Source organism: Modestobacter sp. VKM Ac-2979 (assembly GCF_026967995.1).
In the GTDB taxonomy this organism is placed as follows: Bacteria; Actinomycetota; Actinomycetes; order Mycobacteriales; family Geodermatophilaceae; genus Modestobacter.
Genome location: NZ_JAPVBO010000006.1, coordinates 455,164 through 479,892, shown reverse-complemented (window position 1 = coordinate 479,892; position 24,729 = coordinate 455,164). Strand labels below are relative to the sequence as shown.

22 protein-coding genes and 1 riboswitch are annotated in these 24,729 nt (G+C 75.2%); of the genes, 11 read left to right on the top strand and 11 right to left on the bottom strand.

Annotated features, from left to right (window positions below; genetic code table 11):
• Nucleotides 1-46: 46 nt before the first annotated feature.
• Nucleotides 47-844, bottom strand: coding sequence for an oxidoreductase (locus O2W15_RS19550; protein ID WP_269161413.1), 798 nt, complete (start codon nucleotides 842-844; stop codon nucleotides 47-49).
• A gap of 76 nt (nucleotides 845-920) precedes the next feature.
• Here O2W15_RS19550 and O2W15_RS19545 point away from each other — a divergent pair, with 76 nt between their 5' ends.
• From O2W15_RS19545 to O2W15_RS19535, 3 genes are read left to right on the top strand one after another with little or no spacing between them, the layout of a single operon-like run.
• A complete protein-coding gene (locus tag O2W15_RS19545; RefSeq protein ID WP_269180597.1) occupies nucleotides 921-1,484 on the top strand; it encodes a histidine phosphatase family protein in 564 nt (187 codons plus the stop codon).
• A complete protein-coding gene (gene cobU / locus O2W15_RS19540; RefSeq protein ID WP_269161411.1) occupies nucleotides 1,481-2,044 on the top strand; it encodes a bifunctional adenosylcobinamide kinase/adenosylcobinamide-phosphate guanylyltransferase in 564 nt (187 codons plus the stop codon). Before O2W15_RS19545 ends, cobU begins: the two co-directional genes overlap by 4 nt.
• Nucleotides 2,041-2,835 (top strand): adenosylcobinamide-GDP ribazoletransferase, encoded by a 795-nt coding sequence (locus O2W15_RS19535; protein ID WP_269180596.1) that lies wholly within the window; start codon nucleotides 2,041-2,043, stop codon nucleotides 2,833-2,835. Before cobU ends, O2W15_RS19535 begins: the two co-directional genes overlap by 4 nt.
• A 273-nt stretch (nucleotides 2,836-3,108) precedes the next feature.
• On the opposite strand, the gene O2W15_RS19530 is transcribed toward O2W15_RS19535, so the two are convergent.
• The 7 genes from O2W15_RS19530 to O2W15_RS19500 all read right to left on the bottom strand — a co-directional run bounded on the left by O2W15_RS19530 (nucleotide 3,109) and on the right by O2W15_RS19500 (nucleotide 12,492).
• Nucleotides 3,109-3,393, bottom strand: coding sequence for a MoaD/ThiS family protein (locus tag O2W15_RS19530; protein ID WP_269180595.1), 285 nt, complete (start codon nucleotides 3,391-3,393; stop codon nucleotides 3,109-3,111).
• Nucleotides 3,390-4,469, bottom strand: a complete 1,080-nt coding sequence (locus O2W15_RS19525; protein ID WP_269180594.1) for a WD40/YVTN/BNR-like repeat-containing protein — start codon at nucleotides 4,467-4,469, stop codon at nucleotides 3,390-3,392. Before O2W15_RS19525 ends, O2W15_RS19530 begins: the two co-directional genes overlap by 4 nt.
• 146 nt (nucleotides 4,470-4,615) lie before the next feature.
• A complete protein-coding gene (locus tag O2W15_RS19520; RefSeq protein ID WP_269161407.1) occupies nucleotides 4,616-5,371 on the bottom strand; it encodes a 3-hydroxybutyrate dehydrogenase in 756 nt (251 codons plus the stop codon).
• A 34-nt stretch (nucleotides 5,372-5,405) separates the two neighbouring features.
• Complete coding sequence (gene cobN, locus O2W15_RS19515) at nucleotides 5,406-9,023, bottom strand: cobaltochelatase subunit CobN (RefSeq protein ID WP_269180593.1); 3,618 nt, start codon at nucleotides 9,021-9,023, stop codon at nucleotides 5,406-5,408.
• Between the two features lie 51 nt (nucleotides 9,024-9,074).
• Nucleotides 9,075-9,155: riboswitch (cobalamin riboswitch) on the bottom strand.
• 27 nt (nucleotides 9,156-9,182) lie between these two features.
• The gene (locus O2W15_RS19510; protein ID WP_269180592.1) at nucleotides 9,183-10,547 is read right to left on the bottom strand and encodes an MFS transporter; all 1,365 of its coding nucleotides are present in this window, start codon (nucleotides 10,545-10,547) and stop codon (nucleotides 9,183-9,185) included.
• A complete protein-coding gene (locus tag O2W15_RS19505; protein WP_269161404.1) occupies nucleotides 10,520-11,764 on the bottom strand; it encodes an MFS transporter in 1,245 nt (414 codons plus the stop codon). The genes O2W15_RS19510 and O2W15_RS19505 overlap by 28 nt, the downstream gene beginning before the upstream one ends.
• Nucleotides 11,761-12,492 carry a siderophore-interacting protein gene (locus O2W15_RS19500; protein WP_269180591.1) on the bottom strand — a complete coding sequence of 244 codons (732 nt, stop codon included), beginning with the start codon at nucleotides 12,490-12,492 and terminating at the stop codon, nucleotides 11,761-11,763. The genes O2W15_RS19505 and O2W15_RS19500 overlap by 4 nt, the downstream gene beginning before the upstream one ends.
• Before the next feature lie 108 nt (nucleotides 12,493-12,600).
• On the opposite strand from O2W15_RS19500, the gene O2W15_RS19495 reads away from it, so the two are divergent.
• From O2W15_RS19495 to O2W15_RS19470, 6 genes are read left to right on the top strand one after another with little or no spacing between them, the layout of a single operon-like run.
• Nucleotides 12,601-14,112: a pyridoxal phosphate-dependent decarboxylase family protein gene (locus O2W15_RS19495; RefSeq protein ID WP_269180590.1), complete on the top strand. Its 1,512-nt coding sequence runs from the start codon at nucleotides 12,601-12,603 to the stop codon at nucleotides 14,110-14,112.
• The gene (locus tag O2W15_RS19490; RefSeq protein WP_269180589.1) at nucleotides 14,109-15,461 is read left to right on the top strand and encodes a lysine N(6)-hydroxylase/L-ornithine N(5)-oxygenase family protein; all 1,353 of its coding nucleotides are present in this window, start codon (nucleotides 14,109-14,111) and stop codon (nucleotides 15,459-15,461) included. Before O2W15_RS19495 ends, O2W15_RS19490 begins: the two co-directional genes overlap by 4 nt.
• Nucleotides 15,458-16,051: a GNAT family N-acetyltransferase gene (locus O2W15_RS19485; RefSeq protein WP_269180588.1), complete on the top strand. Its 594-nt coding sequence runs from the start codon at nucleotides 15,458-15,460 to the stop codon at nucleotides 16,049-16,051. The genes O2W15_RS19490 and O2W15_RS19485 overlap by 4 nt, the downstream gene beginning before the upstream one ends.
• Nucleotides 16,048-17,898: an IucA/IucC family protein gene (locus tag O2W15_RS19480; protein WP_269180587.1), complete on the top strand. Its 1,851-nt coding sequence runs from the start codon at nucleotides 16,048-16,050 to the stop codon at nucleotides 17,896-17,898. The genes O2W15_RS19485 and O2W15_RS19480 overlap by 4 nt, the downstream gene beginning before the upstream one ends.
• Complete coding sequence (locus O2W15_RS19475) at nucleotides 17,895-20,024, top strand: penicillin acylase family protein (RefSeq protein WP_269180586.1); 2,130 nt, start codon at nucleotides 17,895-17,897, stop codon at nucleotides 20,022-20,024. Before O2W15_RS19480 ends, O2W15_RS19475 begins: the two co-directional genes overlap by 4 nt.
• Complete coding sequence (locus tag O2W15_RS19470) at nucleotides 20,021-20,620, top strand: GNAT family N-acetyltransferase (protein WP_269180585.1); 600 nt, start codon at nucleotides 20,021-20,023, stop codon at nucleotides 20,618-20,620. Before O2W15_RS19475 ends, O2W15_RS19470 begins: the two co-directional genes overlap by 4 nt.
• A gap of 10 nt (nucleotides 20,621-20,630) precedes the next feature.
• On the opposite strand, the gene O2W15_RS19465 is transcribed toward O2W15_RS19470, so the two are convergent.
• Together O2W15_RS19465 and O2W15_RS19460 are read right to left on the bottom strand one after the other, a co-directional pair.
• Nucleotides 20,631-20,987 (bottom strand): VanZ family protein, encoded by a 357-nt coding sequence (locus O2W15_RS19465; RefSeq protein ID WP_442929953.1) that lies wholly within the window; start codon nucleotides 20,985-20,987, stop codon nucleotides 20,631-20,633.
• A gap of 80 nt (nucleotides 20,988-21,067) precedes the next feature.
• Complete coding sequence (locus O2W15_RS19460) at nucleotides 21,068-21,598, bottom strand: FKBP-type peptidyl-prolyl cis-trans isomerase (RefSeq protein ID WP_269180583.1); 531 nt, start codon at nucleotides 21,596-21,598, stop codon at nucleotides 21,068-21,070.
• A 188-nt stretch (nucleotides 21,599-21,786) separates the two neighbouring features.
• Here O2W15_RS19460 and O2W15_RS19455 point away from each other — a divergent pair, with 188 nt between their 5' ends.
• Together O2W15_RS19455 and O2W15_RS19450 are read left to right on the top strand one after the other, a co-directional pair.
• Nucleotides 21,787-22,224 (top strand): universal stress protein, encoded by a 438-nt coding sequence (locus O2W15_RS19455; protein WP_269180582.1) that lies wholly within the window; start codon nucleotides 21,787-21,789, stop codon nucleotides 22,222-22,224.
• Entirely contained in the window at nucleotides 22,224-23,834 is a 1,611-nt protein-coding gene (locus O2W15_RS19450; RefSeq protein ID WP_269161393.1) for an alanine/glycine:cation symporter family protein, read from the top strand. Before O2W15_RS19455 ends, O2W15_RS19450 begins: the two co-directional genes overlap by 1 nt.
• On the opposite strand, the gene O2W15_RS19445 is transcribed toward O2W15_RS19450, so the two are convergent.
• Nucleotides 23,835-24,719: an alpha/beta fold hydrolase gene (locus tag O2W15_RS19445; RefSeq protein ID WP_269180581.1), complete on the bottom strand. Its 885-nt coding sequence runs from the start codon at nucleotides 24,717-24,719 to the stop codon at nucleotides 23,835-23,837.
• Between the last annotated feature and the right edge of the window lie 10 nt (nucleotides 24,720-24,729).

The window sequence follows — 24,729 nt, the reverse complement described above, 5'->3', positions numbered from 1 at the left end:
CAGTCTGGTCGCGCTGCAGCGGAGTCGCAGGACGGCGCTGTCGCGCTCAGCCGCGGAGCAGGCTCTCGCAGATCGCCAGGCCCTCGGTGGCGCCGTGCTCGGTGGCGCGGCAGCAGTGCACGAGCCAGCCGGCCACCCCGGCCGGGCCACCGGTCCGGTAGCCCGCCAGCGCGGCCTCGTAGGCGTCCCGGCCGAGCTCGGCGAACCCGACCTCCGGCACCGAGACCGCCTTGCGGTCCAGGCCCCGGCTGATGATGACCAGCCGGGCAGCGGCGCGGGCGACCACGCCGTCCTGCACCCCGAAGGGCGCCAGCGCGGCCAGCTCGCCGTGCACCACCCCGGCCACCACCACGGCCGGGACCGTGGTCGCGCCGGTGATCAGGGAGAAGAGCCCACCCAACCGCGCACCGGCCGCGCCGCTGGGCCGACCCAGGTCGGCCGGCTCGGCGAGGTCGGTGGCGGCCAGGACGTGCAGCCGGGCGAGCACCTGACCGGGCGCCCGCTCCCAGGTCTCCACCATCGAGCCGAGGCCCACCGAGACCCGCAGCGCACCCTGGACGACCGGGTCGGTCACCTCACCGGCGCGCAGGTCCGCCAGCGGCCGGTCCACGCCCTGCAGCGCAGCCGACGCCCGGGCACCGCGCAGCGCCGACTCCGCGCTGACCCCGGCCGACTCGCGGCGGAGCACCTTGTGGCCGAGCAGCAGATCCACCGCGGCGCGTGCGTCCTCGGCCGCCGCGGCGACGCCGGGCAGCTCCAGCAGCGGGGCGAGCGGGTCGGGGCCGGTCGGGCGCGCGGCGGGCCGGGGGGCCCGGCCGGCGCCGGGGCGCAGCGGGATCGTCACGGCTGCGACGGTACGAGTCCGGGGCGGCAGGTCTCCCGCCGCCCTCCGCGACCCGGCGCCTACTCTCCCAACCACCATGGCCGCTCCCCTGACCCTGCTCCTCGTCCGGCACGGTCAGAGCGAGTGGAACGCCGCCGGGCTGATGCAGGGGCAGACCGCGCACGTGCCGCTGACCGAGCTCGGCCACCAGCAGGCGGCGCAGGCCGCCACCGAGCTCGCCGCGCTCACCCGGGACGGCGGTGGCCCCGGCGCCCTCGTCTCCAGCGACCTGCACCGCGCCGTGCAGACCGCCGAGCACTGCGCCGCGGCGACCGGGCTGGCCCTCAGCACCACCCCGGCGCTGCGCGAGCAGGGCTACGGCGTGCTCGAGGGGCGACCCTCCCGCGAGCTGTGGGACGTCGTCGACTGGACCGACCCGCACTGGTCGGCCGAGGGCGGGGAGAGCCTCGCCCAACTGCACTCCCGGGTCGCCGGCTACCTCGACCGGCTGCGCACCGACCCGCCGGCCGCGGTCGTCGCCCTGGTCACCCACGGCGACACCATCCGGGCCGCCCAGGCGGTGGTCGCCGGGCTGGGGCCCGACCAGCTGCCGGGGATCACCCCGCACAACGGCACGGTCACGACGCTGGTGCTGACGTGACCAGGGTGCTCGTGCTCGGCGGCTCCCGGTCGGGCAAGTCCGCGCACGCCGAGCAGCTGCTGGCCGGCTGGGACGAGGTCACCTACCTCGCCACCTCCGTCGTCGACGAGGCCGACGCCGAGTGGTCGGCCCGGGTCGCCGCCCACCGCGCCCGCCGCCCGGCCGGGTGGACGACGGTGGAGACCACCGCGCCCTCTGAGCTGCTGCGCCAGGGTGCGGTGCTGGTCGACAGCGTCACCACCTGGGTGGCCGCGCTGATGGACGAGACCGGCATCTGGGACGCCGTCGACGCGACCGGGGCGCACGCCGCAGGCTCCCCCACGGACGCCGCCGCGGCCCGCGACCGGCTGGACCAGCGCTGCGATGCACTGGTCGACAACTGGGTGATGACGCCGGCGCACGTGGTGGCGGTCAGCGACGAGGTGGGGCTGGGCGTGGTGCCCGAGACCCGGGCCGGTCGGCTCTTCCGGGACACGCTGGGCACGGTCAACCAGCGGCTGGCCTCGACCGCCGACGAGGTGTGGTTCGTGGTCGCCGGGCTGCCCCAGCGGTTGCGATGAGCTCCCCGGACCAGCCGGCGACCCGCCGCCCCTGGACCGGGCCGGCGGAGTCGTTCGCGCTGCTGACCAGCCTGCGGGTGCCGGCCGCCGCCTCGGCCCGAGGGGTGTTGCCCTGGGCGCCGCTGGTCGGCCTGGTGCTGGGGGGCGGGGCGGCCGCGGTCGCCTGGGCCGCCGACCGCACGGTCAGCCCGCTGGCCGGTGCGGTGCTCGCGATCGCCTCGCTGGCCGCGCTCACCCGCGGACTGCACCTGGACGGGCTGGCGGACACCGCCGACGGACTGGGCCCGCTGCGCGGCCGGGAGAAGGCGCTGGCGGTGATGCGCGCCGGGGACGTCGGCCCCTTCGGCGTCGTCACCCTGGTGCTCACCCTGCTGCTGCAGGTCGCCTGCCTGGCCCACCTGCTCACCGTGGACGGCGGCTGGCTCGCGCTGCCGGCGGCCACGGTCACAGCCCGGGTGGCGATGGCCCGCACCGGCCTGCCCGGGGTGCCGATCGCGCAGGGCTCGTCACTGGGCCAGGCGGTGGCCGGCACCGTCTCCCGGGGCTGGCTGGCCGGGGCCGCGCTGGCCACCGCTGCGGTGGCCGCCGGGGGTGCGCTGCTCGTCGGCGCCGACGGCCCGGTCGCCGCGCTCGGGCTGGTGGCCGCCGTCGCGGTCGGGCTGGCGTCGTCCGAGGCGCTGTTCTCCCGGGCCCGCACCCGGCTCGGCGGGGTGAACGGCGACGTCATGGGCGCCATGGGCGAGGTGACGACGGCGGTCGTCCTGCTCGCCGCCGCCGTCCTGCTCAGCTGAGCGCCGTCACCGGCGACGGGTGAGCGACCCGATGACCCGGCTCAGACCTCCGGAGGAAGCCGGCGAGCCCGCCCGGCCGCTCCGCCCCCCGCCCCCGGCCCGGCGCCGGCCCGCGGTGCCCCGGGTGGTGGCCGAACGTCCACCACGCGCGCTCCGTCCAGCGGCGTTCCCTGCGGTTCCCATCAGCTTCCCGAGGATGCTCATGGAGGAGGTGTGACCGCCGTCATCGACTCGTAACCTGCCGGCCAGCCAGATCTCGGCGCGTCGTCGCGTTCAGCCACCAGCCACGGACTGCACGACCATCACCTCCGCGCCGGCCGGCACCGGGGTGACCAGACCGGAGAGCCGCCGGACCTCCTCGCCGTCGACGTAGACGTTGACGTGCCGGCGCAGCGCCCCGGTCTCGTCCCGCACTCGCCGGTCGAACACCGGGTGCTCGGTGGCCAGCGCGTCGAGCAGGGCGCGGACGGTCGCGGGCTCGGGCAGGTCCAGCGACATCGACGTCCGGCCGCCGGTCGTGTCGGCCAGCAGCCGCGGCAGCAGCACCCGCACGGTCACGGCAGCACCGCTGCCCGCACGCACAGCACGTCGGGCAGGTGGGAGGTGACCGTGCTGAAGGACTCCCCCTCGTCGGCGCTGGCGTACACCTCGCCGCCGCGGGTGCCGACGTAGACGCCCACCGGGTCACCGGCGTCCACGCAGGCGGCGTCCCGCAGCACCGCGTTGTACTCATGGGTGGGCAGCCCGGCGTCGAGGCGGCGCCAGGTGGAGCCGGCGTCGTCGCTGCGGTGCACGGCCAGCTCGCCGTCCGGCGGGATCCGCTCGCCGTCGGCGACCAGCGGCACCACCCAGATCCGCCCGCCCTGGCGCGGGTCGGCCAGCATCACGAAGCCGAAGTCGGAGGGCAGTCCGTCGGCGATCGACGTCCACGAGTCGCCGTCGTCGTCGGAGCGGTAGACGCCGTGGTGGTTCTGCGCGTACAGCCTCCGTGGGTCGGCCGCGTCCCGGGCGATCTTGTGCACGCACTGTCCGAACTCCGGCGCCGGCCCGGGCATGAAGTACGCCGAGATGCCGGAGTTGCGCGGCTGCCACGAGGCCCCGCCGTCCCGCGTCCGGTAGACGCCGCCGGTGCTCATCGCCACGTGCACCGTGCCGTCGGGCCCGGGGACGACGGAGTGCGCCGCCGCGCCGCCGTAGCCCGCGCCCCACTCGCTGCGGTGCGGGTGGTCCCAGAGCCCGCGGCACAGCTCGAAGTGCTCGCCGCCGTCGTCCGAGCGCCAGACCGAGATCGGCTCGCAGCCGGCCCAGACCACCCCGGGGCGGTCGGCGGTGTCCGGGCGCAGCTGCCAGATCCGCTCGACGGCGGCGCCGGTGTCGGCCGGGAAGCGGATAGCCCCACCGGCCGGTTCGTCCCAGGTCGTCCCCAGGTCGTCGGAGTGCAGGACCGTCGGGCCGAAGTGCTCCGACCGCACGCCGACCATCAGCCGGGTGCGCCCGGCGCGGGTGTCGATGCCGATGCTCGGCACCTCGGTCATCAGGAAGTGCGGCGCGGAGAGCGACCAGCTGCGCCGGTCCTCACTCGTCGCGAGCCAGAGCCCCTTGCGCGTGCCGATCGCCAGCAGAGTCGTCGCCATGCAGCAGAGGACTCCGCGACCCGGCGCAACTCATCGGTCACTCGCTCAGCGGGGAGCCCAGGTCGAACCCACCGTGTCCGGTTCGAGCCACCGCCGCAGCGGGGGCGGCCCTCCCCCGGCATCACCACCCCGGCGCCGCCTCCCGGTCAGCGGGCGCTCCACCCGCCGTCCAGGACCAGGGAGCTGCCGGTCACCGACATGGCCATCGGCGAGCACAGGTAGGCCACGGCCTCGGCCACCTCCTCCGGCTCGATCAGTCGCTTGATCGCCGCCGGGGCGAGCATCACCTGGGTGACGACGTCGTCCTCGGACATCCCGTGCGTCCGCGCCTGGTCGGCCAGCTGCCCGGTCACCAGCGGTGTGCGCACGTACGCCGGGTTGACGCAGTTCGAGGTGACCCCGTGCTCCGCCCCCTCCAGCGCGATCACCTTGGACAGCCCTTCCAGCCCGTGCTTGGCCGTCACGTAGGCGGACTTGTAGGGCGAGGCCCGCAGGCCGTGGACCGAACTGATGTTGACCACCCGCCCCCACCCCTGGGCGTACATGTGCGGCAGTGCACCCCGGACCAGGCGGAACGGCGACTCCAGCATCAGCCGGAGGATGAGGGAGAACCGGTCGACCGGGAACTCGTGCAGCGGAGCCACGTGCTGCAGCCCGGCGTTGTTGACCAGCACATCGACGGCCAAGTCGAGGTCGTCCACCGCTGACAGGTCTGCCAGGTCCACCACCACCGCCGTCCCTCCCACCATGTCGGCGACGCGTTCGGCCGACTCGGCGTCGCGGTCGACGACCACCACCTGCGCGCCGGCCTCGGCCAGTCGCAGCGCGCAGGCCCGGCCGATGCCGGAGCCTCCGCCGGTGACCAGCGCCCGCCGTCCGGCGAGGTGTGCATCTGAGGGCATGCCGGCACCCTAGGCCGTGCCGGGCCCAGCCAGCTCAGACCGGCTGCTGGGCCGGGGTCTCGCCCCCTTCGAGGTCGCCCTCGGTGTCCAGGTAGGCCTGCTGCAGCTCGGCCAGCAGCGCCGGGTCGGGCTCGGCCCACATCTTGCGGTCGACCGCCTCCAGCAGCCGCTCGGCGATGCCGTGCAGCGCCCAGGGGTTCGACTGCTCCATGAACTCCCGGTTCTCCGGGTCGAGCACGTAGCTCTGGGCGAGCTTCTCGTACATCCAGTCGGCGACGACGCCGGTGGTGGCGTCGTAGCCGAACAGGTAGTCGACCGTGGCCGCCATCTCGAACGCGCCCTTGTAGCCGTGCCGGCGCATCGCGGCCAGCCACTTCGGGTTGACCACCCGGGCCCGGAACACCCGCGAGGTCTCCTCGACCAGCGAGCGGGTGCGCACGTGCTCGGGGCGGGTCGAGTCGCCGATGTAGGCCTTCGGTGAGCTGCCGGTCAGCGCGCGCACCGTGGCGACCATCCCGCCGTGGTACTGGAAGTAGTCGTCGGAGTCGGCGATGTCGTGCTCGCGGGTGTCGATGTTCTTCGCCGCCACCGCGATCCGCCGGTAGGAGGTCTCCATGTCCGCCCGGGCCGCGACACCGTCCAGATCGCGGCCGTAGGCGTAGCCGCCCCACACCGCGTACACCTCGGCCAGGTCGGCGTCGGTGCGCCAGTCCCGGCTGTCGATCAGCGACAGCAGCCCGGCCCCGTAGGCGCCGGGCTTGGAGCCGAACACCCGGGTGGTGGCCCGCCGGCGGTCGCCGTGCTCAGCGACGTCGGCGTCCACGTGCGCCTTCACGTAGTTCTGCTCCGGTGTCTCGTCCAGCCCCGCGGCGAGGGTGACGGCGTCGTCGAGCATGGTCACCACGTGCGGGAAGGCGTCCCGGAAGAACCCGGAGATGCGCACCGTGACGTCGATCCGCGGCCGGCCCAGCTCACCGAGCGGGATCGGCTCCAGCGTCGTCACCCGGCGGGACGCCTCGTCCCAGACCGGCCGGACGCCGAGCAGCGCCAGCACCTGCGCGACGTCGTCCCCGGAGGTGCGCATCGCCGAGGTGCCCCACACCGAGAGCCCCACCGAGCGCGGGTGCTCCCCGGTCTCGGAGACGTACCGCTCGACCAGCGACTCGGCCAGGCCCTGCCCGGTCTCCCAGGCCAGCCGGGAGGGCACCGCGCGCGGGTCGACGGAGTAGAAGTTGCGCCCGGTCGGCAGCACGTTGACCAGCCCGCGCAGCGGCGAGCCCGACGGGCCGGCCGGCACGTAGCCGCCGTCCAGGGCGTGCAGGGCCATGTCGATCTCGTCGGTCGTCTTCGCCAGCCGCGGCACGACCTCGGCGACCGCGAAGTCCAGCACCCGGCTGACCTCGGCGTGCGGCCCGCCCAGCACCTCGGCGACGGTGGGCTCGACGGCGTCGGCGGTCCAGCCGGCCGCCTCCATCGCGGTGACCAGGGCGAGCGCCCGGGCCTCGACCTCGTCGGTCTCGTGCAGTCCGGCCGAACCGTCCTCCACCAGGCCGAGCGCCTCGCGCAGGCCGGGCATGGCGACCGAGCCGCCCCAGATCTGCCGGGCCCGCAGGATCGCCAGTACCAGGCCCACGCGGGCGTCGCCCTCCGGCGGGGAGCCGAAGACGTGCAGCCCGTCGCGGATCTGGCTGTCCTTGATGGCACAGAGCCAGCCGTCGACGTGCAGGATCATCTCGTCGAACTCGGCGTCGTGCGGCCGGTCGTCCAGGCCGAGGTCGTGGTCGAGCTTGGCGGCCTGGATGAGCGTCCAGATCTGCTGCCGGACGGCGGGCAGCTTGGGCGGGTCCATCGCGGCGATGTTGGCGTGCTCGTCGAGCAGCTGCTCCAGCCGGGCGATGTCGCCGTAGGTCTCCGCCCGGGCCATCGGCGGCACCATGTGGTCGACCAGCACCGCGTGCGCGCGCCGCTTGGCCTGCGAGCCCTCGCCCGGGTCGTTGACCAGGAACGGGTAGACCATCGGCAGGTCGCCCAGCGCGGCGTCCGGCGCGCAGGACGCCGACAGCCCGACGGTCTTGCCGGGCATCCACTCCAGGTTGCCGTGCTTGCCCACGTGCACGACCGCGTGCGCACCGAACGACGAGCGCAGCCAGTGGTAGGCGGCCAGGTAGTGGTGCGACGGCGGCAGGTCGGGGTCGTGGTAGATCGCGATCGGGTTCTCCCCGAAGCCGCGGGGCGGCTGGACCATCACCACGACGTTGCCGGCGCGGAGCGCGGCGAACACGATGCAGTCGTCGGTCGGGTCGACGAACAGCTCACCGGGCGGCGGCCCCCAGTGCTCCACCATCCGGTCGGTCAGCTCGGCGGGGAGTGTGTCGAAGAAGCGGCGGTACTCCGCGGCCGGGATGCGCACCGGGTTGCCGGACAGCTGCTCGGCGGTCAGCCAGTCCGGGTCCTGGCCGCCGGCCTCGATGAGGGCGTGCACCAGCCGGTCGCCGTCCAGGTCGGCGACGCCGGGCAGCGAGCCCGCGCCGTCGAACGGGCCGATGTCGTAGCCCTGCCCGGCCATCGCGGCCAGCAGCCGGACCACCGAGGCGGGGGTGTCCAGGCCGACCGCGTTGCCGATCCGGGCGTGCTTGGTCGGGTACGCCGACAGCATCACCACGACCTTGCGGTCGGCCGGGGCGGTGTGCCGCAGCCGGGCGTGCGCGACGGCGGTGCCGGCCACCCGGGCGGCCCGCTCCGGGTCGGGCACGTAGGAGGTCAGGCCCTCCTCGTCGACCTCCTTGAAGGAGAACGGCACGCTGATGATCCGGCCGTCGAACTCGGGGATGGCGACCTGGTTGCCCACGTCCAGCGGGGAGAGCCCGTCGTCGTTGGCCGCCCAGGTCGCCCGCGGGGTCCCGAGCACCAGGCCCTGGATCACCGGCACGTCGAGCCGGGCCAGCTCGCCGACGTCCCAGGCGCCGTCGTCCCCACCGGCGGAGGCGGTGGCGGGCTTCGAGCCGCCGGCCGCCAGCACCGTGACGACCATCGCGTCGACCGTGCGCAGCACGTCGAGCATCTCCGGCTCCACCGACCGCAGCGACGCGGTGTAGACCGGCACCGGCACCCCGCCGGCGGTCTCGATCGCCTCGCACAGCGTGTGCACGAACGCGGTGTTCCCGGCCAGGTGGTGCGCCCGGTAGTAGAGGACGGCGACCCGCGGACCGGTGGCGGTGCTCGGGCGGTCCAGCAGGCCCCAGTCGGGTGCGACGGCCGGGGCGTCGAAGCCCTCGCCGTCCAGCAGCACCGTGTCGGCCAGGAAGCGGTGCAGCTGCACCATGTTGTCCGGACCGCCCTGCGCCAGGTAGGCGTGCGCCTCGGTGGCCACGCCCATCGGGACGGTCGAGAGCTCCATCAGCTCGGCGTCGGGCAGCTGCTCCCCACCCAGCACGACGACGGGGACGCCCAGGCCCAACAGGGGCGCGACCATGTCCTCGTACTTCCGGCGGGACCCCAGGATGCGGACCACGACGAGATCGGTACCGGCGGCGAACTCGGCGAGGTCGCCGGCGCGGTAGGGGTTGCCCAGCCGCCACGACGAGTCGCTGGCTCGGGCCGACAGCAGGTCGGTGTCGGAGGTGGAGAGCAGGGTGAAGGTGCGTGAGCTCACGTCGGTGCCTCCCTCGGGGTCCGCGCCCCGGGTCGTCGAGCACGGCAGCCGGAGTGTCTGGCTCGCCCCCGCATCTGGACGACGCCGGGGCTCACAGTGGCGGGACCGCGCCGGGTTCGCACCGGCTTCCTCGCGCACTGCCGTGATGTGCCGGAGACGCTACCGGGCTGCCGATGCCCGGGGCTCGGGCAGCACCGGCCCGGCCGCGGCCGGCGGACCCGGCGGAGCCCCCTCCCCGTCCGGCAGGTCGTCGAGCTCCCGGAGCGGGCGCATCACCAGCACGGAGAGACCGGCGAGGACGACGGCGCCGACGAACACGGCGAAGGCCGCGCGCAGCCCGGTGGTGTCGACGAGCACGCCGGCCGCCAGGTAGCCGGCCGGCCCTGCGGCGTACGCGCCGGAGGCGACGATCCCGAGCACCCGCCCGCGCAGCTGCGTGGGCACCCGCCGCTGGAAGGCCAGGTTGACCAGCGGGTTGATCGGGCCGAACAGCAGGCCGGCGAGCGCACCGCAGCCGAGCAGGACCGGGTAGGGCGGCAGGGCGACGAACGGGACCAGCGCGACCGACGCCCCCACGGTGGCGACCCGGAGCACGAGGCTGCGGGGCAGCCGGTGGCCCAGCGCACCCTGCAGCAGGCTCCCGAGCACCCAGCCGCCGCTCATCACCAGGAGCAGGAGGCCGAGCCGGCCGGGGGCGCCCTGCTCCTCGAACAGCACCGGCAGCAGCACCGCCGAGATCGGCAGGTACGTCGCCGAGACGAGGACGGCGACCAGGGCGGCGCACCGCACGAGGCGGTCGCGGCGGAGCACGGCGATCCCCTCGGCGGTGTCGGCCAGGACGCGCCGGACCGCGCTGCCGGAGGACTCCGCGCGGGGCTCCGGCCGCCCGCCGCCGGGCACCCGGACGAGGGCCATGACGACGACCGACAGCGCGAAGGCGGCCGCCGTCGCCCACAGCGCCGGGACCGCGCCGACCAACCCGATCAGCACGGCACCGACCGCCGGCCCGATGAAGAACGCCGATCCCCACACCGCCTCGTGGACGCCGTTGACCCGGGAGAGCGGGAGCCGGGCGGCCGCGGCGGCCTCGGGGAGCATCGCCTCGCGCGCGGTGACACCGGCCGGGTCGAGCAGGGCACCGAGGGCGGCCAGCGCGACCACCGCACCCAGCCCCAGCCCGCCCGTCGCGAGCTCCAGCAGCGGGATCGCGGCGACCGCGGCCGCGGAGACGACGTCGGAGACGATCGAGACCCGCCGCCGGCCGACCCGGTCGACGACGACACCGGCGAGCACCGCGGTGAGCACCAGCGGCAGCGCCGTCCCCGCGGCGACGAGGCCGGCGCCGGCCGCGCCGCCGCCCCGCTCGAGGACGAGCCACGGCAGGACGACGGAGGTGACCCCGTTGGCCGTGCCGGAGAGCAGGGTCGCCGCCTCGACCGCGAGCAGCGGCAGCCGCCGGGGCGGGTCCACCGCCGTCCGACCGGCCGGGACCGTGGTCACCGGAGCGGCGCGGCTCGCAGCCACCGCACGCCGAGCACCACCCCGACCAGGGTGACGCCGCACCACAGGGCCGCCGAGGCGACGTACCCGACGAGCGCCGCCGTGGCGAGCGCGGCCGAGGCGGTGAGGAAGGAGGCGAGCAGCGGGACCGTGGTGAGCGTCGTGAAGTCGGTGCCCGCCGTGGCCGGGCGGGAGAGGTCCATGCTCACCGTGTAGACCACCACGTTCAGCGCGGTGTAGGCGACGAGGAAGCCGCTGAGCGCGACCACCGTGCCGGTGAGCGGCGCCGACCCGAGGAGCAGCGGGACCAGCCCGGCCGTCGACAGCGCCAGGGCGACGCCGCCGCCCACGAGCACCGCGGCCCGGCCCCAGCGGCGGACCAGCCAGCCCGCGAGCGGGCCGGCCAGCGCCGCGGGCACGCTGACGACGACGCCGGTGACCACGCCGATGCGGGTCAGGGACCACCCGGCGTCCACGAGCGCCGCGCTGGGCAGGGCGTACACCCCGGCCGCGCCCCCGTAGACGAGCGGCACGACGCCCAGCGCCCAGACCGGCACGCCGGGACGGCGGAACACCCCGATCAACGCACCCCAGGCGGCGCTCCCGGGCACCCGGGGGTCGCGCTCGGGCTCACGGAAGCGGAGCACGACCACGAGCGCGACCAGGGTGAGGGCGGCGAGCAGCAGCACGGCCGCGGTCCACCCGGCGCGGTCGTACACCAGGACGCAGAGACCACCGCCGAGCACGGTGCCGACGTAGCTGGCCCCCACCTGGACCCCGTTGCCGAGGCCGCGGTCCTCCGGGCGCAGCAATCGGACGGCGAGGGCGTCGGCGGCCACGTCCTGGGTCGCCGACAGCAGCACGTAGACGGCGCAGACGACGACGAGCGGGCCGAGCGAGGCGGCCGGGTCGTCGAAGGGCAGCAGCGCCAGCAGCGCGAGGACCATCGCGCTCTGCAGGGCGAGCAGCCAGGAGCGGTGGTGGCCGAGCCGGCGGGACCCGTACCGGTCCAGCAGCGGTGCCCAGAGCAGCTTGAGCGGCCAGGCGAGGCCCAGCAGCGAGACGAGCGAGAGGTCGGCGAGGGAGACGCCGTCGGCGCGCAGGATCGCCACCAGCCCGACGGTGAGGAAGCCGATGCCGACGTACTGGGTGACCCAGAGGGTGGTGAGCAGGGCCCACGGCGGCCGACCCACCGCAACCGGGGACGTCTCGGCGACGGCGGGTGCGGACGGCGCGGTCACGTCGCGCGCCAGTAGGCGAGGGAGGACACGCGGTCCTTGCCCACGCCGAGCTCGCGACGCAGGTGCTTGGTCAGCGCCCGGGCGGCGGCGGCCTCGCAGGCCACCCAGAACCAGTCCCGCGCCGGGTCGGCTGCCGCGTCCCCCGCCCAGGCACCCGTCACCGCGGCCTGCAGCGCCTGCCCGGGGGCGGCGCCGTCGCGGTCGACCCACACCACCTCGTGCCCGGCCCGGGCGCGCACGGGGAGGTCGCGGTCGGCCGGGTGCCCGGCCTCCAGCCAGACCCGCGCCGGCGTCGTCGGGTGGGCGTCGAGCAGCGAGTTGACCGCGGGCAGGGACGCCGGGTCACCGACGAGGTGCACCGTCCGGGTCCCCGGCGGGAGCTGGTCCTCGCGGGTGCCCTGCACCGTCGCCTCGATGGTGTCGCCGGGCTGCGCCGCGACGGACCAGTGCGCGGCCGGACCGTCGTGCAGGGCGAACTCCAGGTCGAAGGTGCCCGCGACCGGGTCCGGGTCGACGAGCGTGTAGGCCCGCTGGTGGGGGCGCCCGTCGTGTTCGAACCACAGCCGGACCCACATCGCCGGGTGCGGCGGGCACGCGGCGAGCAGCCCTCCGTCGGCGACCCGGACCCGTCGGTACTGCTCGCCGACCTGCTCGCTCCCGCGCACGGTGAGGACGAAGTCCCGACCGCGCAGTGCCTTGAGGACCACGCCTTCCCAGCCGTGCTGCACCCGTTCGCCCCTCTCGACATGACCTCGGCGGGACCTCGCGCACCGGGTGTCAGCCCCGTGTACCGTCCGCCGTGTTTAGGGGAGGCTAACCTACGGAAGGGCTCGTTCGTGACGGAGCACACGCCGACCGCACACCTGTTCTCGGGCGAGACGGTCGACCACTACGCCGCGGTCGTCACCGCGGCGCTCGGCGCGCTGACCGACCGCGTGCGGGTGGTCCGCCGCCCCCGCTCGGGCGTGCCGCAGCAGGACCTCGAGGAGCTCGTGGCCGGGGTCGACCTCGAGTCCCCGCTCGGCGACACGTTCTCCGCCCTCAAGGAGACCTCCCGGATCTACCTCGAGCATGCGGTGTGGTTCCACGAGCCCGGCTACGTAGCCCACCTCAACTGCCCGGTCGCGATCCCGGCCCTGGCGGCGGACCTGCTCGCCTCCGCGGTCAACACCTCGGTCGACACCTACGACCAGTCGACGACGGCCACCCTGATGGAGCGCCGGCTCGTCGCCTGGGCCGCCGGCCGCGCCGGCCTGGGCCCCGCTGCGGACGGCGTCTTCACCAGCGGCGGCACCCAGTCCAACCTGCACGCGCTGCTGCTGGCCCGCGACGAGGCGCTCGCCGCGCTGCCGGGCGGCGTGCTGCCCCCGGGTGCGCGGCTGCGGGTGCTGGCCACCGACCAGGCCCACTTCAGCGTCGGCAAGGCCGCACGCCTGCTCGGGCTCGGCACCGACGCGGTGGTCACGGTGCCCACCGACGAGCGGCACCGGATGGACCCCGCCGCGCTGCGTCAGGTCGCCGCCCGGGTCCGGGACGCCGGCGACGTCGTCATGGCGGTGTCCGTCACCGCCGGCACCACCGACCTCGGCCGGATCGACCCGCTCCCCGCCGTGGCCGACGTCTGTGCGGAGGTCGGCGCGTGGCTGCACGTCGACGCCGCGTACGGCGGCGGGCTGCTGGTGTCCCGCCGCCGCCGGCACCTGCTCGACGGCATCGAACGCGCCGACTCGGTGACCGTGGACTTCCACAAGACCTTCTTCCAGCCGGTGGCGTCCTCGGCGGTGCTGGTCCGCGACGGCGCGACGCTGCGGCACGTCACCCACCACGCGGCCTACCTCAACCCGCGCGGTGAGCGGGCGCCGAACCAGGTCGACCGGAGCCTGCAGACCACCCGGCGCTTCGACGCGCTCAAGCTGTGGGTGACGCTGCGCGCCATGGGGGCCGACGCGATCGGCGAGGCCTTCGACACCTGCCTGGACCTCGCCGTGCAGGTCCACGAGGACCTCTGCGCCGCCCCGGACATCGAGGTGCACAGCGCACCGTCGCTGAGCACCGTCCTGTTCCGGCACCGGCCCATCGGCCCCGGCGGCCCGCTCGACCCGGCCGCCGCCGACCTGCTCGTCGCCGGCATCCGTGAGCGGTTGTTCGACGAGGGGGAGGCGGTCGTCGCCCGCACCGTCGTCGACGGGCGACCGTGGCTGAAGCTGACCCTGCTGAACCCGGCGACCACCCGGGCGGACGTCCGCGCGGTGGTCGACCTGGTCCGGGCGGCCGGTGAGGACCTGGTCGCGGAGTCCGCGGTGGCGCCTGCGGCGCTGGTGCTGGCCGGCGGGCAGGCCCCGGCATGAGCACCGACCGCGTGCACGACTTCGTCGCCGTCGGCATCGGGCCGTTCAACCTCGGCCTGGCCGCGCTCACCGCCCCGGTGCCCGACCTGTCCGGCGTCTTCCTCGACGAGCACGAGGAGTTCTCCTGGCACCCCGGGATGATGATCGAGGGCACCACCCTCCAGGTCCCGTTCCTCGCCGACCTGGTGACCATGGCCGACCCGACGTCGCCGTACTCGTTCCTGGCCCACCTCAAGGCGACCGGCCGGCTCTACCCCTTCTACATCCGCGAGGACTTCCACCCGCTGCGCGCGGAGTACGACGCCTACTGCCGCTGGGTCGCCGAGCGGGTGCCCGGGCTGCGGTGGGGCCGGCGGGTCGAGCGGGTCGAGCACGACGCCGCCGCGGGGGTCTACCGGGTGCACGCCCGAGACGTCCGCTCCGGGGAGCCGGAGGTGCACCTGGGCCGGCGGCTGGTCCTCGGGGTCGGGACGGCGCCGTGGGTCCCGGAGCCGGTGCGGGAGCTCCCCGGCCCGGCCTGGCACAGCTCGGCCTACCTGGAGCACAAGGAGGAGCTGCAGACCCTCGGGCACGTGACGGTCGTGGGCAGCGGGCAGAGCGCCGCGGAGGTGTACCTCGACCTGCTCACCGACGCCGACCGGCTCGGGTACCGCGTCGACTGGCTCACCCGCTCGCCCCGGTTCTTCCCCATGGAGTACACGAAGCTGACCCTGGAGATGACCTCGCCGGAGTACGCCCGCTACCACCACGCCCTGCCGATGGGGCGCCGCGACGCCCTCGCCCGCGAGCAGCGCCACCTCTACAAGGGCATCAGCGGCACGCTCGTGGACGCCATCTACGACACCCTCTACCGCACCGGACGACGCGGCGCGGTGCCCTCGTCGCTGCACACCGGCGTCGAGGTGGTCGGCGCCCGCTGGGACGCCGAGCAGCGGCGCTACGAGCTGCGGCTGCACCACGCCGAGCAGGAGCGCACGGTCAGCCGGACGACGCGGGGGCTCGTCCTCGCCACCGGCTACCGGTCCCGGGTGCCGGCGTTCCTGGACCCGGTCCGCGACCGGATCCGGTGGGACGCGCGTGGCCGGTACGACGTGGCGCTGGACTACGCGGTGGACACGACCGGCCGGGAGGTCTTCGTGCAGAACGCCGAGGAGCACACCCACAGCCTCACCGCGCCGGACCTCGGCATGGGCCCCTACCGGAACTCAGTGATCCTCAATGCCATGTGCGGCCGGGAGGTCTACCCGGTCGAGCAGCACATCGCCTACCAGGAGTTCGGGGTCGAGCTCGAGGACGCCGACGCACTGCCCGACGAGGCGGGGCTGACGACGACGGGGGCCGCCCGGTGAGCACCGCCCCGGCCGCACCCCCCTGGTCGGTCCGCACGCCGGTCGGGGTGCTGACGCTGGAGCCGCTGGACCTCGACCGCGACCTGGACCTGCTGCACTCCTGGGTCACCCACCCGCGCTCGGTCTACTGGCTGATGCAGGACGCCGGACCGGCCGCGGTGCACACCGCCTACGCCGCGATCACCGCCGACCCGCACCACGACGCGTGGCTGGGCCGGGTCGACGGGACCCCGGCGTTCCTCGCCGAGACCTACGACCCCCGCCACCGGGAGCTCGTCGGCGTGTGGGCGGCCGAGCCCGGCGACGTCGGGATGCACGTCCTCGTCGCGCCGCCCGCCGAGGGCGCCCCACCCGTCCGCGGGCTGACCTCGGCGGTGATGGCGGCGGTCGTGCGCTTCGCCCTGGACCGCCCGGGCGCGCGCCGGGTGGTCGTGGAGCCGGACGCGCGCAACGCGGCGATCCGGGCGAAGAACCAGGCGGCGGGCTTCGTCGAGCACGGCCTGGTCGACCTGGGGCACAAGACGGCTGCGGTGAGCACGTGCACCCCGTCGTCCTTCGCGGCGAGCGAGCTGGGCCGGGTGCTGGCATGAGCGCGTCGACGACCGAGCGGACCGGTCCGGTGGCGGACGAGACCGACCTGGCCGACCTGCGCGCCGCCCACCTCGAGCCGGTGGCGATGGCCCGGGCGCACCGGCACGTGGTCACCAAGGCGCTGTCGGAGTTCGGCCACGAGCGGCTCGTCACCCCCGAGGCGGACGGCGGGCCGGCCGACGTCCTGGGGCGGACCTGGTGGTCGCTGCGCACCGCCGCGGGCGTCCGGTACCGGTTCGCCGCGCGGGTGCTGCCGCTGGAGCACTGGGACGTGGACCCGGCGTCGGTGTCCCGCACCGTGGACGGCGCCGACGCACCGCTGGACGCGCTTGCGCTGGTCGACGAGCTGCAGCACGACCTCGGCATCCCCGACCAGCTGCTGGGCACCTACCTGGAGGAGGTCAGCGCGACCCTCGCCGGTGCGGCGTGGAAGCTGCACCACCGCCGCACCGACGCCCGGGAGCTGGCCCGCGCCGACCTGCAGACCGTCGAGCGGTCGATGACCGAGGGGCACCCGGCGTTCGTGGCCAACAACGGGCGGATCGGCTTCGGGCTGGCCGACGCCGCCGCCTACGCCCCGGAGGCGGGGGCCCCGGTCCGGCTGGTCTGGCTGGCGGCGCGCCGGGAGCACACCCACCTCGCCTGCGGCGAGGGCGTCGACGAGCAGCAGCTCTACGCCGGCCAGCTCGGCGAGGAGCTGCTCGCCCGCTTCGCCGGCCGGCTGCGGTCGCTGGGGCTGGACCCGGCCGACTACTCGTACCTGCCCGTGCACCCGTGGCAGTGGGACCACCGGCTGGCGGTCACCTTCGCCGCGGACGTCGGCCGGCGCGACCTCGTGCCGATGGGGCACAGCGAGGACCGCTACCAGGCCCAGCAGTCGATCCGGACGTTCTTCGACCTCGACCGCCCCGACCGGCACTACGTCAAGACGGCGCTGGCGATCCAGAACATGGGCTTCCTGCGCGGGCTCTCACCGGCCTACATGCGGGCGACCCCGGCGATCAACGACTGGGTCGCCGAGGTCGTCACCGGCGACCCCGAGCTGGTGGCCAGCGGGTTCGGCGTGCTGCGGGAGCTGGCCTCGGTCGGCTACACCGGCGACGCCTACCACCGGATGGCCGCGCGGGGGCTGCGCTCGCCGTACCAGCGGATGGTCGCGGCGCTGTGGCGGGAGAGCCCGGTACCGCGGCTGGCACCGGACGAGCGGGCGATGACCATGGCGGCGCTGCTGCACCGGGACGCCGCGGGCCGCTCGCTGGTGGGCGGTCTCGTCGCCGACTCGGGCCTGGACCCGCGCAGCTGGCTGCGGCGCTACCTCGGCGCCTACCTCCGCCCCGTCGTGCACTGCCTGCTCGCCCAGGACCTCGCCTTCATGCCGCACGGGGAGAACGTCATCCTCGTGCTGCGCGACTCGGTGCCGACCCGGGTCCTGATGAAGGACGTCGGGGAGGAGGTCGCCGTCTTCGGTGACCGGCCGCTGCCCCCGGGCGTCGAGCGGGTGCGCGTCGCCTACGACGACGACGTGCGCCTGCTGTCGGTCTTCACCGACGTCTTCGACGGGTTCCTGCGCTACCTCGCCGGCGTGCTGGACGCCGACGGGCTGCTGCCCGCCGACGAGGTCTGGCGCTGCATCGCCGACTGCCTGCTGGCGCACCGGGACGCCCACCCCGACCTGCACCGGCGCTTCGACCTCTTCACCCCGGAGTTCCAGCACTCCTGCCTGAACCGGCTGCAGCTGCGGAACACGCTCCAGATGGTCGACCTGGCCGACCAGGCGTCCTCCCTGCAGTACGCCGGCACGCTGGCCAACCCGGTGGCGCCGCACGCACCGGGCGCGCCCCGGTGACCGCCCCGGCCGGGGTGACCCGCGACCCGTGGGGCGTGCCGACGGTGCGGGCCGGGTCGCTCGACGACCTCGCCTGGGCGCAGGGGCGGGTCACCGCCGTCGACCGCGCGTGGCAGCTGGAGGTGGAGCGCTGGCGCAGCGAGGCGACGCTGGCCGCGCACGTCGGCGCGGCCGGGTTGTCCTGGGACACCTTCGCGGCCCGGGCCCGGCTGGACGACACCGCCCGCCGCTGCCACGACGCCCTCGACCCGGCGACCCGGCGGTGGGTCGCCGCCTACGTGGCGGGCGTGCGCGAGGGCCTGGCCGAGGGCGCCGCGCGGTCACCGGAGCTGCAGGCGCTCGGCCTGCCCCGGGGCGGGCACGGCGGCTGGCAGCCGTGGACCCCGCTGGGGGTCTTCCTGGTCCAGCACGTCCTGTTCGGGTCCCTGGGGACGACGGTCTGGCGGGGGCACCTGCTGCGCTCGTTCGGGCCGCGGCTCGGACCCGACCTCGCCACCGCGCTCGGCCTGGGCCCGCCGGACGGCAGCAACGCGGTCGCGGTGACCGGGTCCCGGACGGCGTCCGGGCTGCCCCTGGTCGCCGGCGACCCGCACCGGGTGCTGGAGCGACCCGGCGTGTACCAGCAGGTTCACCTGGTGGTGGACGGGCCCGCGGCCCTCGACGTGGTCGGGCTCGCCTTCCCCGGGGTCCCGGGCGTCGCCCACTTCGGCCACACCGGCACGGTGGCCTGGGCGGTGACCAACGCGATGGCCGTCCACCAGGACCTCTACCGGGAGCGGCTGCGCCGGGACGGCGACCGGCTGCTGGCCCTCGGGCCGGACGGCTGGGAGCCGGCCGAGGCCGGGACCGTCCAGCTGGCCGTCCGGGACGGCGAGCCGGTGGCCGTGGAGGTCGTGGAGACCGCGCGGGGGCCGGTCGTCGTCCCGTCCTGGGCCGCCGACGGCGCCGAGGAGCCCGAGGCGCTGAGCCTGCGCGCACCCAGCCGGGTGGACGCCACGCTGGGGTTCGAGGCCCTCCCGCAGCTGCTGCGCGCCCGGACCGCCGGGGACGTCGAGGCCGCGCTCGCGTCGTGGGTCGAGCCGGTGAACAGCGTCCTGGTCGCCGACACCGCCGGTGACGTGCGCCAGCTGGTCGCCGGCCGGGTCCCCGACCGGGCGGCCGCCAACCGCTGGCACCCCGTGCCGGCCTGGGACCGCGCGCACGCGTGGCGCGGGACCCACCCGTCCGCGCCCGGTCTCCGTGTCTCCGACGCCGCGCCGTGGGACGGCGTCGCGGTGACCGCCAACGACGCGCGCCCGGACGTCGCCCCGTACGGCACGGTCTTCGCCCCACCGCACCGCGCCGCCCGCCTCCGCGCGCTCATCGGCGACCGCACCGGCCTGCGCGCCGCCGACCTCGCCGAACTGCTCGTCGACACCGCCTCCTCCCCCGCCACCGGGCTGCTCGACGTCCTCCAGCGGGTGCCCGCCCCGGAGCCCGGCACCCCCGCCGCCCGGCTGCGCGCGGAACTGCTGTCCTGGGACCGCCGGATGGCCGCCGACAGTCACGGGGCCGGGGCCGGGGCCTTCGCCGCCTGGCGGAGCGCCCTGGTGCGGCGCGTCCTGGCCCTCCCGCTGCTCGCGCCGTTGCACCGCCCGGCCGGGGTGCCCGAGGTGCTGGCCCCGTGGCTGTCCCCCGTGGAGCGGGTCGGGTCGGCGCTGGCGCGACTGCTCGACGTCCTCCCCCGCCACGGCGTCGACGTCGCCGCGCTCGTCCACGGCGCACTCGCCGACGCCGCGGCCGCGCCCGCGCCGGACTGGGGGGCGACGCACCGGCTGCGGACCGTGCACTCCCTCGACGGCACGCCCTGGGCGGAGGCCGTCGACCGGCCCGCCGACGGGCTGCCGCTGGACGGCGACACCGACTGCGTCCTTGCGACCGCGAGCCTGCCCGGGCTCACCGACCTGTGCCTGCGTGGACCGGTGGCCCGCTACGTGTGGGACCTCGCCGACCGCGACGCCAGCCGCTGGGTGGTCCCGCTGGGCGCCGACGGTGTGCCCGGCCCGCACGCCGAGGACCAGACCCCGCTCTGGGCCCGAGGCTCGCTCGTCCCCGTCCCATCCGCCCGACCGGAGGAGATCCCGTGACCGATGCCCGCCTCGCCGAGGGCACCCACCCCTTCGGGGACGGCCGCACCCTCGAGGTGCGCCGGCTCGACCCCGACCGCGACGCCCCGCTCGTGCACTCGTGGGTGCGGCAGGAGCGGGCCCGCTTCTGGGGGATGACCGACCACACCGAGGAGCAGGTCCGCGAAATCTACGGCTACGTCGACTCGCTGGACACCCACCACGCCTGGCTGGTGTCGGTCGAGGGCCGCCCCGTCGGGCTGCTGCAGACCTACCAGCCGGCCGCCGACCCGGTGAGCGAGGTGTACACCGTGGAACCCGGCGACCTCGGGATCCACGTGCTGCTGGCCCCCGCGGAGTCCCCGGAGCCGGGGTTCACCCTCCGGCTCGCCGCCGCCCTCGGTGCGGTCGCGCTCGCCGACCCGACCGTCCGGCGCGTCGTGGTCGAGCCCGACGCGGCGAACGAGGGCGCCCTGGAACGACTGCGCCGGACGGGCTTCGAGCTCGGTCCCGAGGTGGAGCTGCCGACCAAGCGCGCGCGGCTGGCGTTCCTGCGCCGGGAGGTCCTCGAGGCGATGCTGGCCGCGGTCGCGCCCGGGCACCAGCCGACGTCCTGACGGCCGGGCCTCAGCGGCGGCGGCTCAGCAGCCAGTGCAGCCCGACGCCGATCGCGGCGCCGGTGCTGTTGGTGACGACGTCGACCAGGGACGGGTAGCGCGCCGGGAGGAACAGCGCCTGGACGAGCTCGACGCCCACCGAGCCGGCCACGCACGCCAGCCAGACCGCCCACCGGGGCCATCGGGGCAGCGACCAGCACAGCAAGAGCGCGAGCGGGACGAACAGCAGCACGTTGCTGCCCCGCTCGACCAGCGGGAAGACCACCGACCAGGAGAGGCCGGTGGCCTGCAGCACGGCGCGGGCGATCGGGCCGGAGAACCCGCCCACCGGGGTGGGCCACAACGTCACGAAGGCGCCGAGGGCCAGGTAGCCGGCGAGCAGACCGCGGGCCCACCACCGCCCCAGGCCCCTGCGGTGGTCGGGCGCAGCGGCCTCTGCGGCCGGGCTCAGTCGACCGAGACGAGGTCGACGACGAACACCAGGTCGGAGCCGGCGGGGATGCCGGGCGGGGGCTGGTCGCCGTAGGCGAGCTCACTGGGGATGGCGATGACCCGCCGGCCGCCGACCTGCATGCCCTCGATCCCCTGCTCGAAGCCAGGGATCACCCGGCCGGCGCCGAGGGGGACCGGCAGGGTCTCGTCCTCGCCCCGGTCCCAGGAGGCGTCGAACTCCTCCCCGGTCTCGTAGAAGGCGCCGACGTACTTGACCTGCGCGGTGGTGCCCTCGGTGGCCTCGGTGCCGTCCCCGACGACGACGTCCTCGAGCACGAGCTCGGTGGGCACCGCCGCGTCCGACGCCGACACCTCGGGGCGCTCGCTCAGGTCGGTGGGGACCTCGGCCGCCACCTCCTGGACCGCCGACTCGGCCGACCCGGCCGACTCGGTCGGCTCGTCGCTGGCGCAGGCGGCGAGCGGCAGCGACAGGGCGATCGACAGCGGGAGGGCGAGCAGCGTGCGGCGGACGGTGCGGCGGTTCATGAGGGATCTCCTGGCCGAGCAGGTGCTCGAGTCGAGGCGGGCATTCGGCGCGGCCAACCGGTCAGGACGCCGGCCGTGCGGTCACCAGCACATCACAGCTTCGACGGTGAAGCCCGCTTCCGTCTGGCGGTGGGCCGTTGCTTGCCACTAGCTTTCCGGCAACGTCCGCGACGGCTGGGGGTCACCCAATGTCCGCATCGATCATCGTGGGGCTCGACGGGAGCGAGGCGAGCGGACGTGCAGCGGACGCTGCTGCCGACGCCGCGCGGAGACACGACCTGCGCCTCGTGCTGGCCTGCGTCGTCCCCTGGTCGCCCTACTCGTTCTCCACGGCGGAGGAGAACGAACGCCGGACGATCGACAAGGAACGCGAGGCGAAGTCGGCTCGCGAGCGGGTGCTCGAACCGGCGCTCGCGCGGCTGTCGGCCGCCGGTGACCTGCAGATCGACGGCGTCGTCCGGCACGGGCACCCCGCTGAGACGCTGGTCTCCCTGGCCCGTGAGCACGATGCCGCGTGGATCACCGTCGGTCGGATCGGGCAGAGCCGGGTCCGCACGCTGCTGTTCGGGTCCACCCCGAGCAGCCTCATCCAGCTCTCCCCCGTCCCCGTCCTGGTGGTGCCGTGATGACCCAGCTCGCCCTCTCCGACGTCCCTGCCCGCGAGGTGCTGGCCGCCACGTTCGACGAGCAGGTCAACGACGTCTTCGCACCGATCTCGGACGTCATCACCGGCATCGTCTTCGCCGCCGTCCCGCTGGACTTCATCGACGAGGGCGTCGAGCTGCCGCTCATCGTCGTCTGGCTGGTCGTCGCCGGGATCTTCTTCACCATCTACCTGAAGGGCTTCCAGTTCCGGGCCTTCGGGCACGCGATCCAGCTGATCAAGGGCAAGTACGACGACCCCGAGGACGCCGGTGAAGTGACCCACTTCCAGGCGCTGGCGACCGCCGTCTCCGGGACGGTGGGCCTCGGGAACATCGCCGGCGTCGCGGTGGCCATCTCCCTCGGCGGACCGGGGGCGACGTTCTGGATGATCATCGCCGGCCTCGTCGGCATGTGCACCAAGGGCGTGGAGTGCACCCTCGGCGTCAAGTACCGCAGGGTCTACGACGACGGCCGGGTCTCCGGTGGGCCCATGTACTACCTGAGCCAGGGGCTGAAGGAGAAGGGCAAGGGCACGCTGGGCAAGGTCCTGGCGGTCCTGTTCTGCATCTTCACCCTGGGTGGCGCCGTCGGTGGCGGGAACATGTTCCAGGCCAACCAGGCCTTCGCCCAGGCCCAGTCGGTGACCGGCGGCGCGGACGGCTGGCTCGGGTTCGGGGCTGCCGGCGCCGTCTTCGGCCTGGTGCTCGCCATCCTGGTCGGGGCGGTGATCATCGGCGGGATCCGGAGCATCGCCCGGGTCACCGACAAGCTCGTCCCGTTCATGGCCGTCTTCTACGTGCTGGCCTGCCTCGCCGTCCTGTTCTCGAACTTCACCGAGATCCCGAGCGCCCTGTGGGAGATCCTCCGGACGGCGTTCAGCCCCGAGGCCGGGTTCGGCGGCGTCGTCGGCGTGCTCATCCAGGGCTTCCGGCGGGCGGCGTTCAGCAACGAGGCCGGGTTGGGGTCGGCCGCGATCGCCCACTCCGCGGTGAAGACCAACGAGCCGGCGACCGAAGGGCACGTCGCCGTCCTCGAGCCCTTCGTCGACACCGTCGTCATCTGCACGATGACCGCGCTGGCCATCGTGATCACCGGCACCTGGGCGGACGAGACCAGCGCCCCGGGGGTGGAGACCACCTCGGCCGCCTTCGAGACGGTCGCGGGCTGGTTCCCGATCGTGCTGGCGGTCGCGGTCATCCTGTTCGCCTACTCCACGATGCTCGCCTGGAGCTACTACGGGCTGAAGGCGTCGACCTACCTGTTCGGCGAGTCGATGGTCGTGGACCGGACCTGGAAGCTGATCTTCTGCATCTTCGTCGTCATCGGGGCCTCCTCCACCCTCGACGCGGTGATCGGCTTCTCCGACAGCATGATCTTCCTGATGTCGCTGCCCAACATCATCGGGCTCTACATCCTGAGCCGGGTGGTGAAGCGGGAGCTGTTCGGCTACCGCGAGCGGCTGGCCCACGGGGCGCTCCTGCCGGTCGCCGAGCGGGGCATCACGCCCTCCCCGACGGGCGGCAGCACCGCCGCCACCACGGGCGTCGACGGCACCACCCCGAACCCGCCGCCCTCGGTCGAGGACCGCTGATCAGTCGCTCCGGCGGGTGCTCCCGAACTCGAGCACCCGCCGGACGACGAGCTCCGGTGCCTCGATCGACAGGGCATGACCGGTGCCGGGCACGAGCTCGACCCGCCACCCGGGGACGACGGTGCGCACCCGCTCGGCCACGGCCGCCGAGTCGTGCAGGGCACTGCGCTGGCCGAGCAGGAGCTGCACCGGTGCTGGCACGGCGGTGAACTCGGCGTCGGTCAGCGGAGGCGGGGTGGGCAGCCGGCGGCGGAACGACGTGCTCGCGCGGACCAGCCGCATCAGCCCGTCCTCGGCCAGGGTGCCGTTGACCAGCCGGCGCGCTGCGGCCCGACGCAGCGGGGCGGGGAGCAGCCCGGCCAGGCCACCGAGGACCACCCAGCGGTAGAACCTCCCGGTCACGGTCCCGAACCCGGCCGGGTCGACCAGCGTCACGGCCGCCACCCGGCCGGGCTCGTGCACCTGCTGGGTCAGCGCTGTCCACCCGCCGAACGACGTCCCGACCAGGTGCGCACGCTCGGCGCCGACGCCGGCCAGGAACTCCCCGAGCCAGCGCGCGCCGTCGGCGAGCGGCGCAGTCTGAGTCGAACGGCCCGGCTCACCGGGCGGGTCGACCGCCAGCACCGGGCGGGTGCGACCGAGCTCGGCGACGTGGCGGTACCAACTGAGTGCGTTGCCGCCCGCGCCGGGCAGCAGCACGACCGGGTCGTCGCCCTCGGGGCCGTGCCGGAGGGCGTGCACCGTGCCAGCCGCCGTCTCCACCTCGACCCACCGCACCGGCACCGGCCAGAGCTCGGTGAGCGCGCGGTCGTAGGCGGTCAGGAACCGGTCCCGGGACCGCGGTGAGGTGAAGGAGCTGATCCGGGCGGGGGTGGTCGTGGTCATCGGCGTCCCG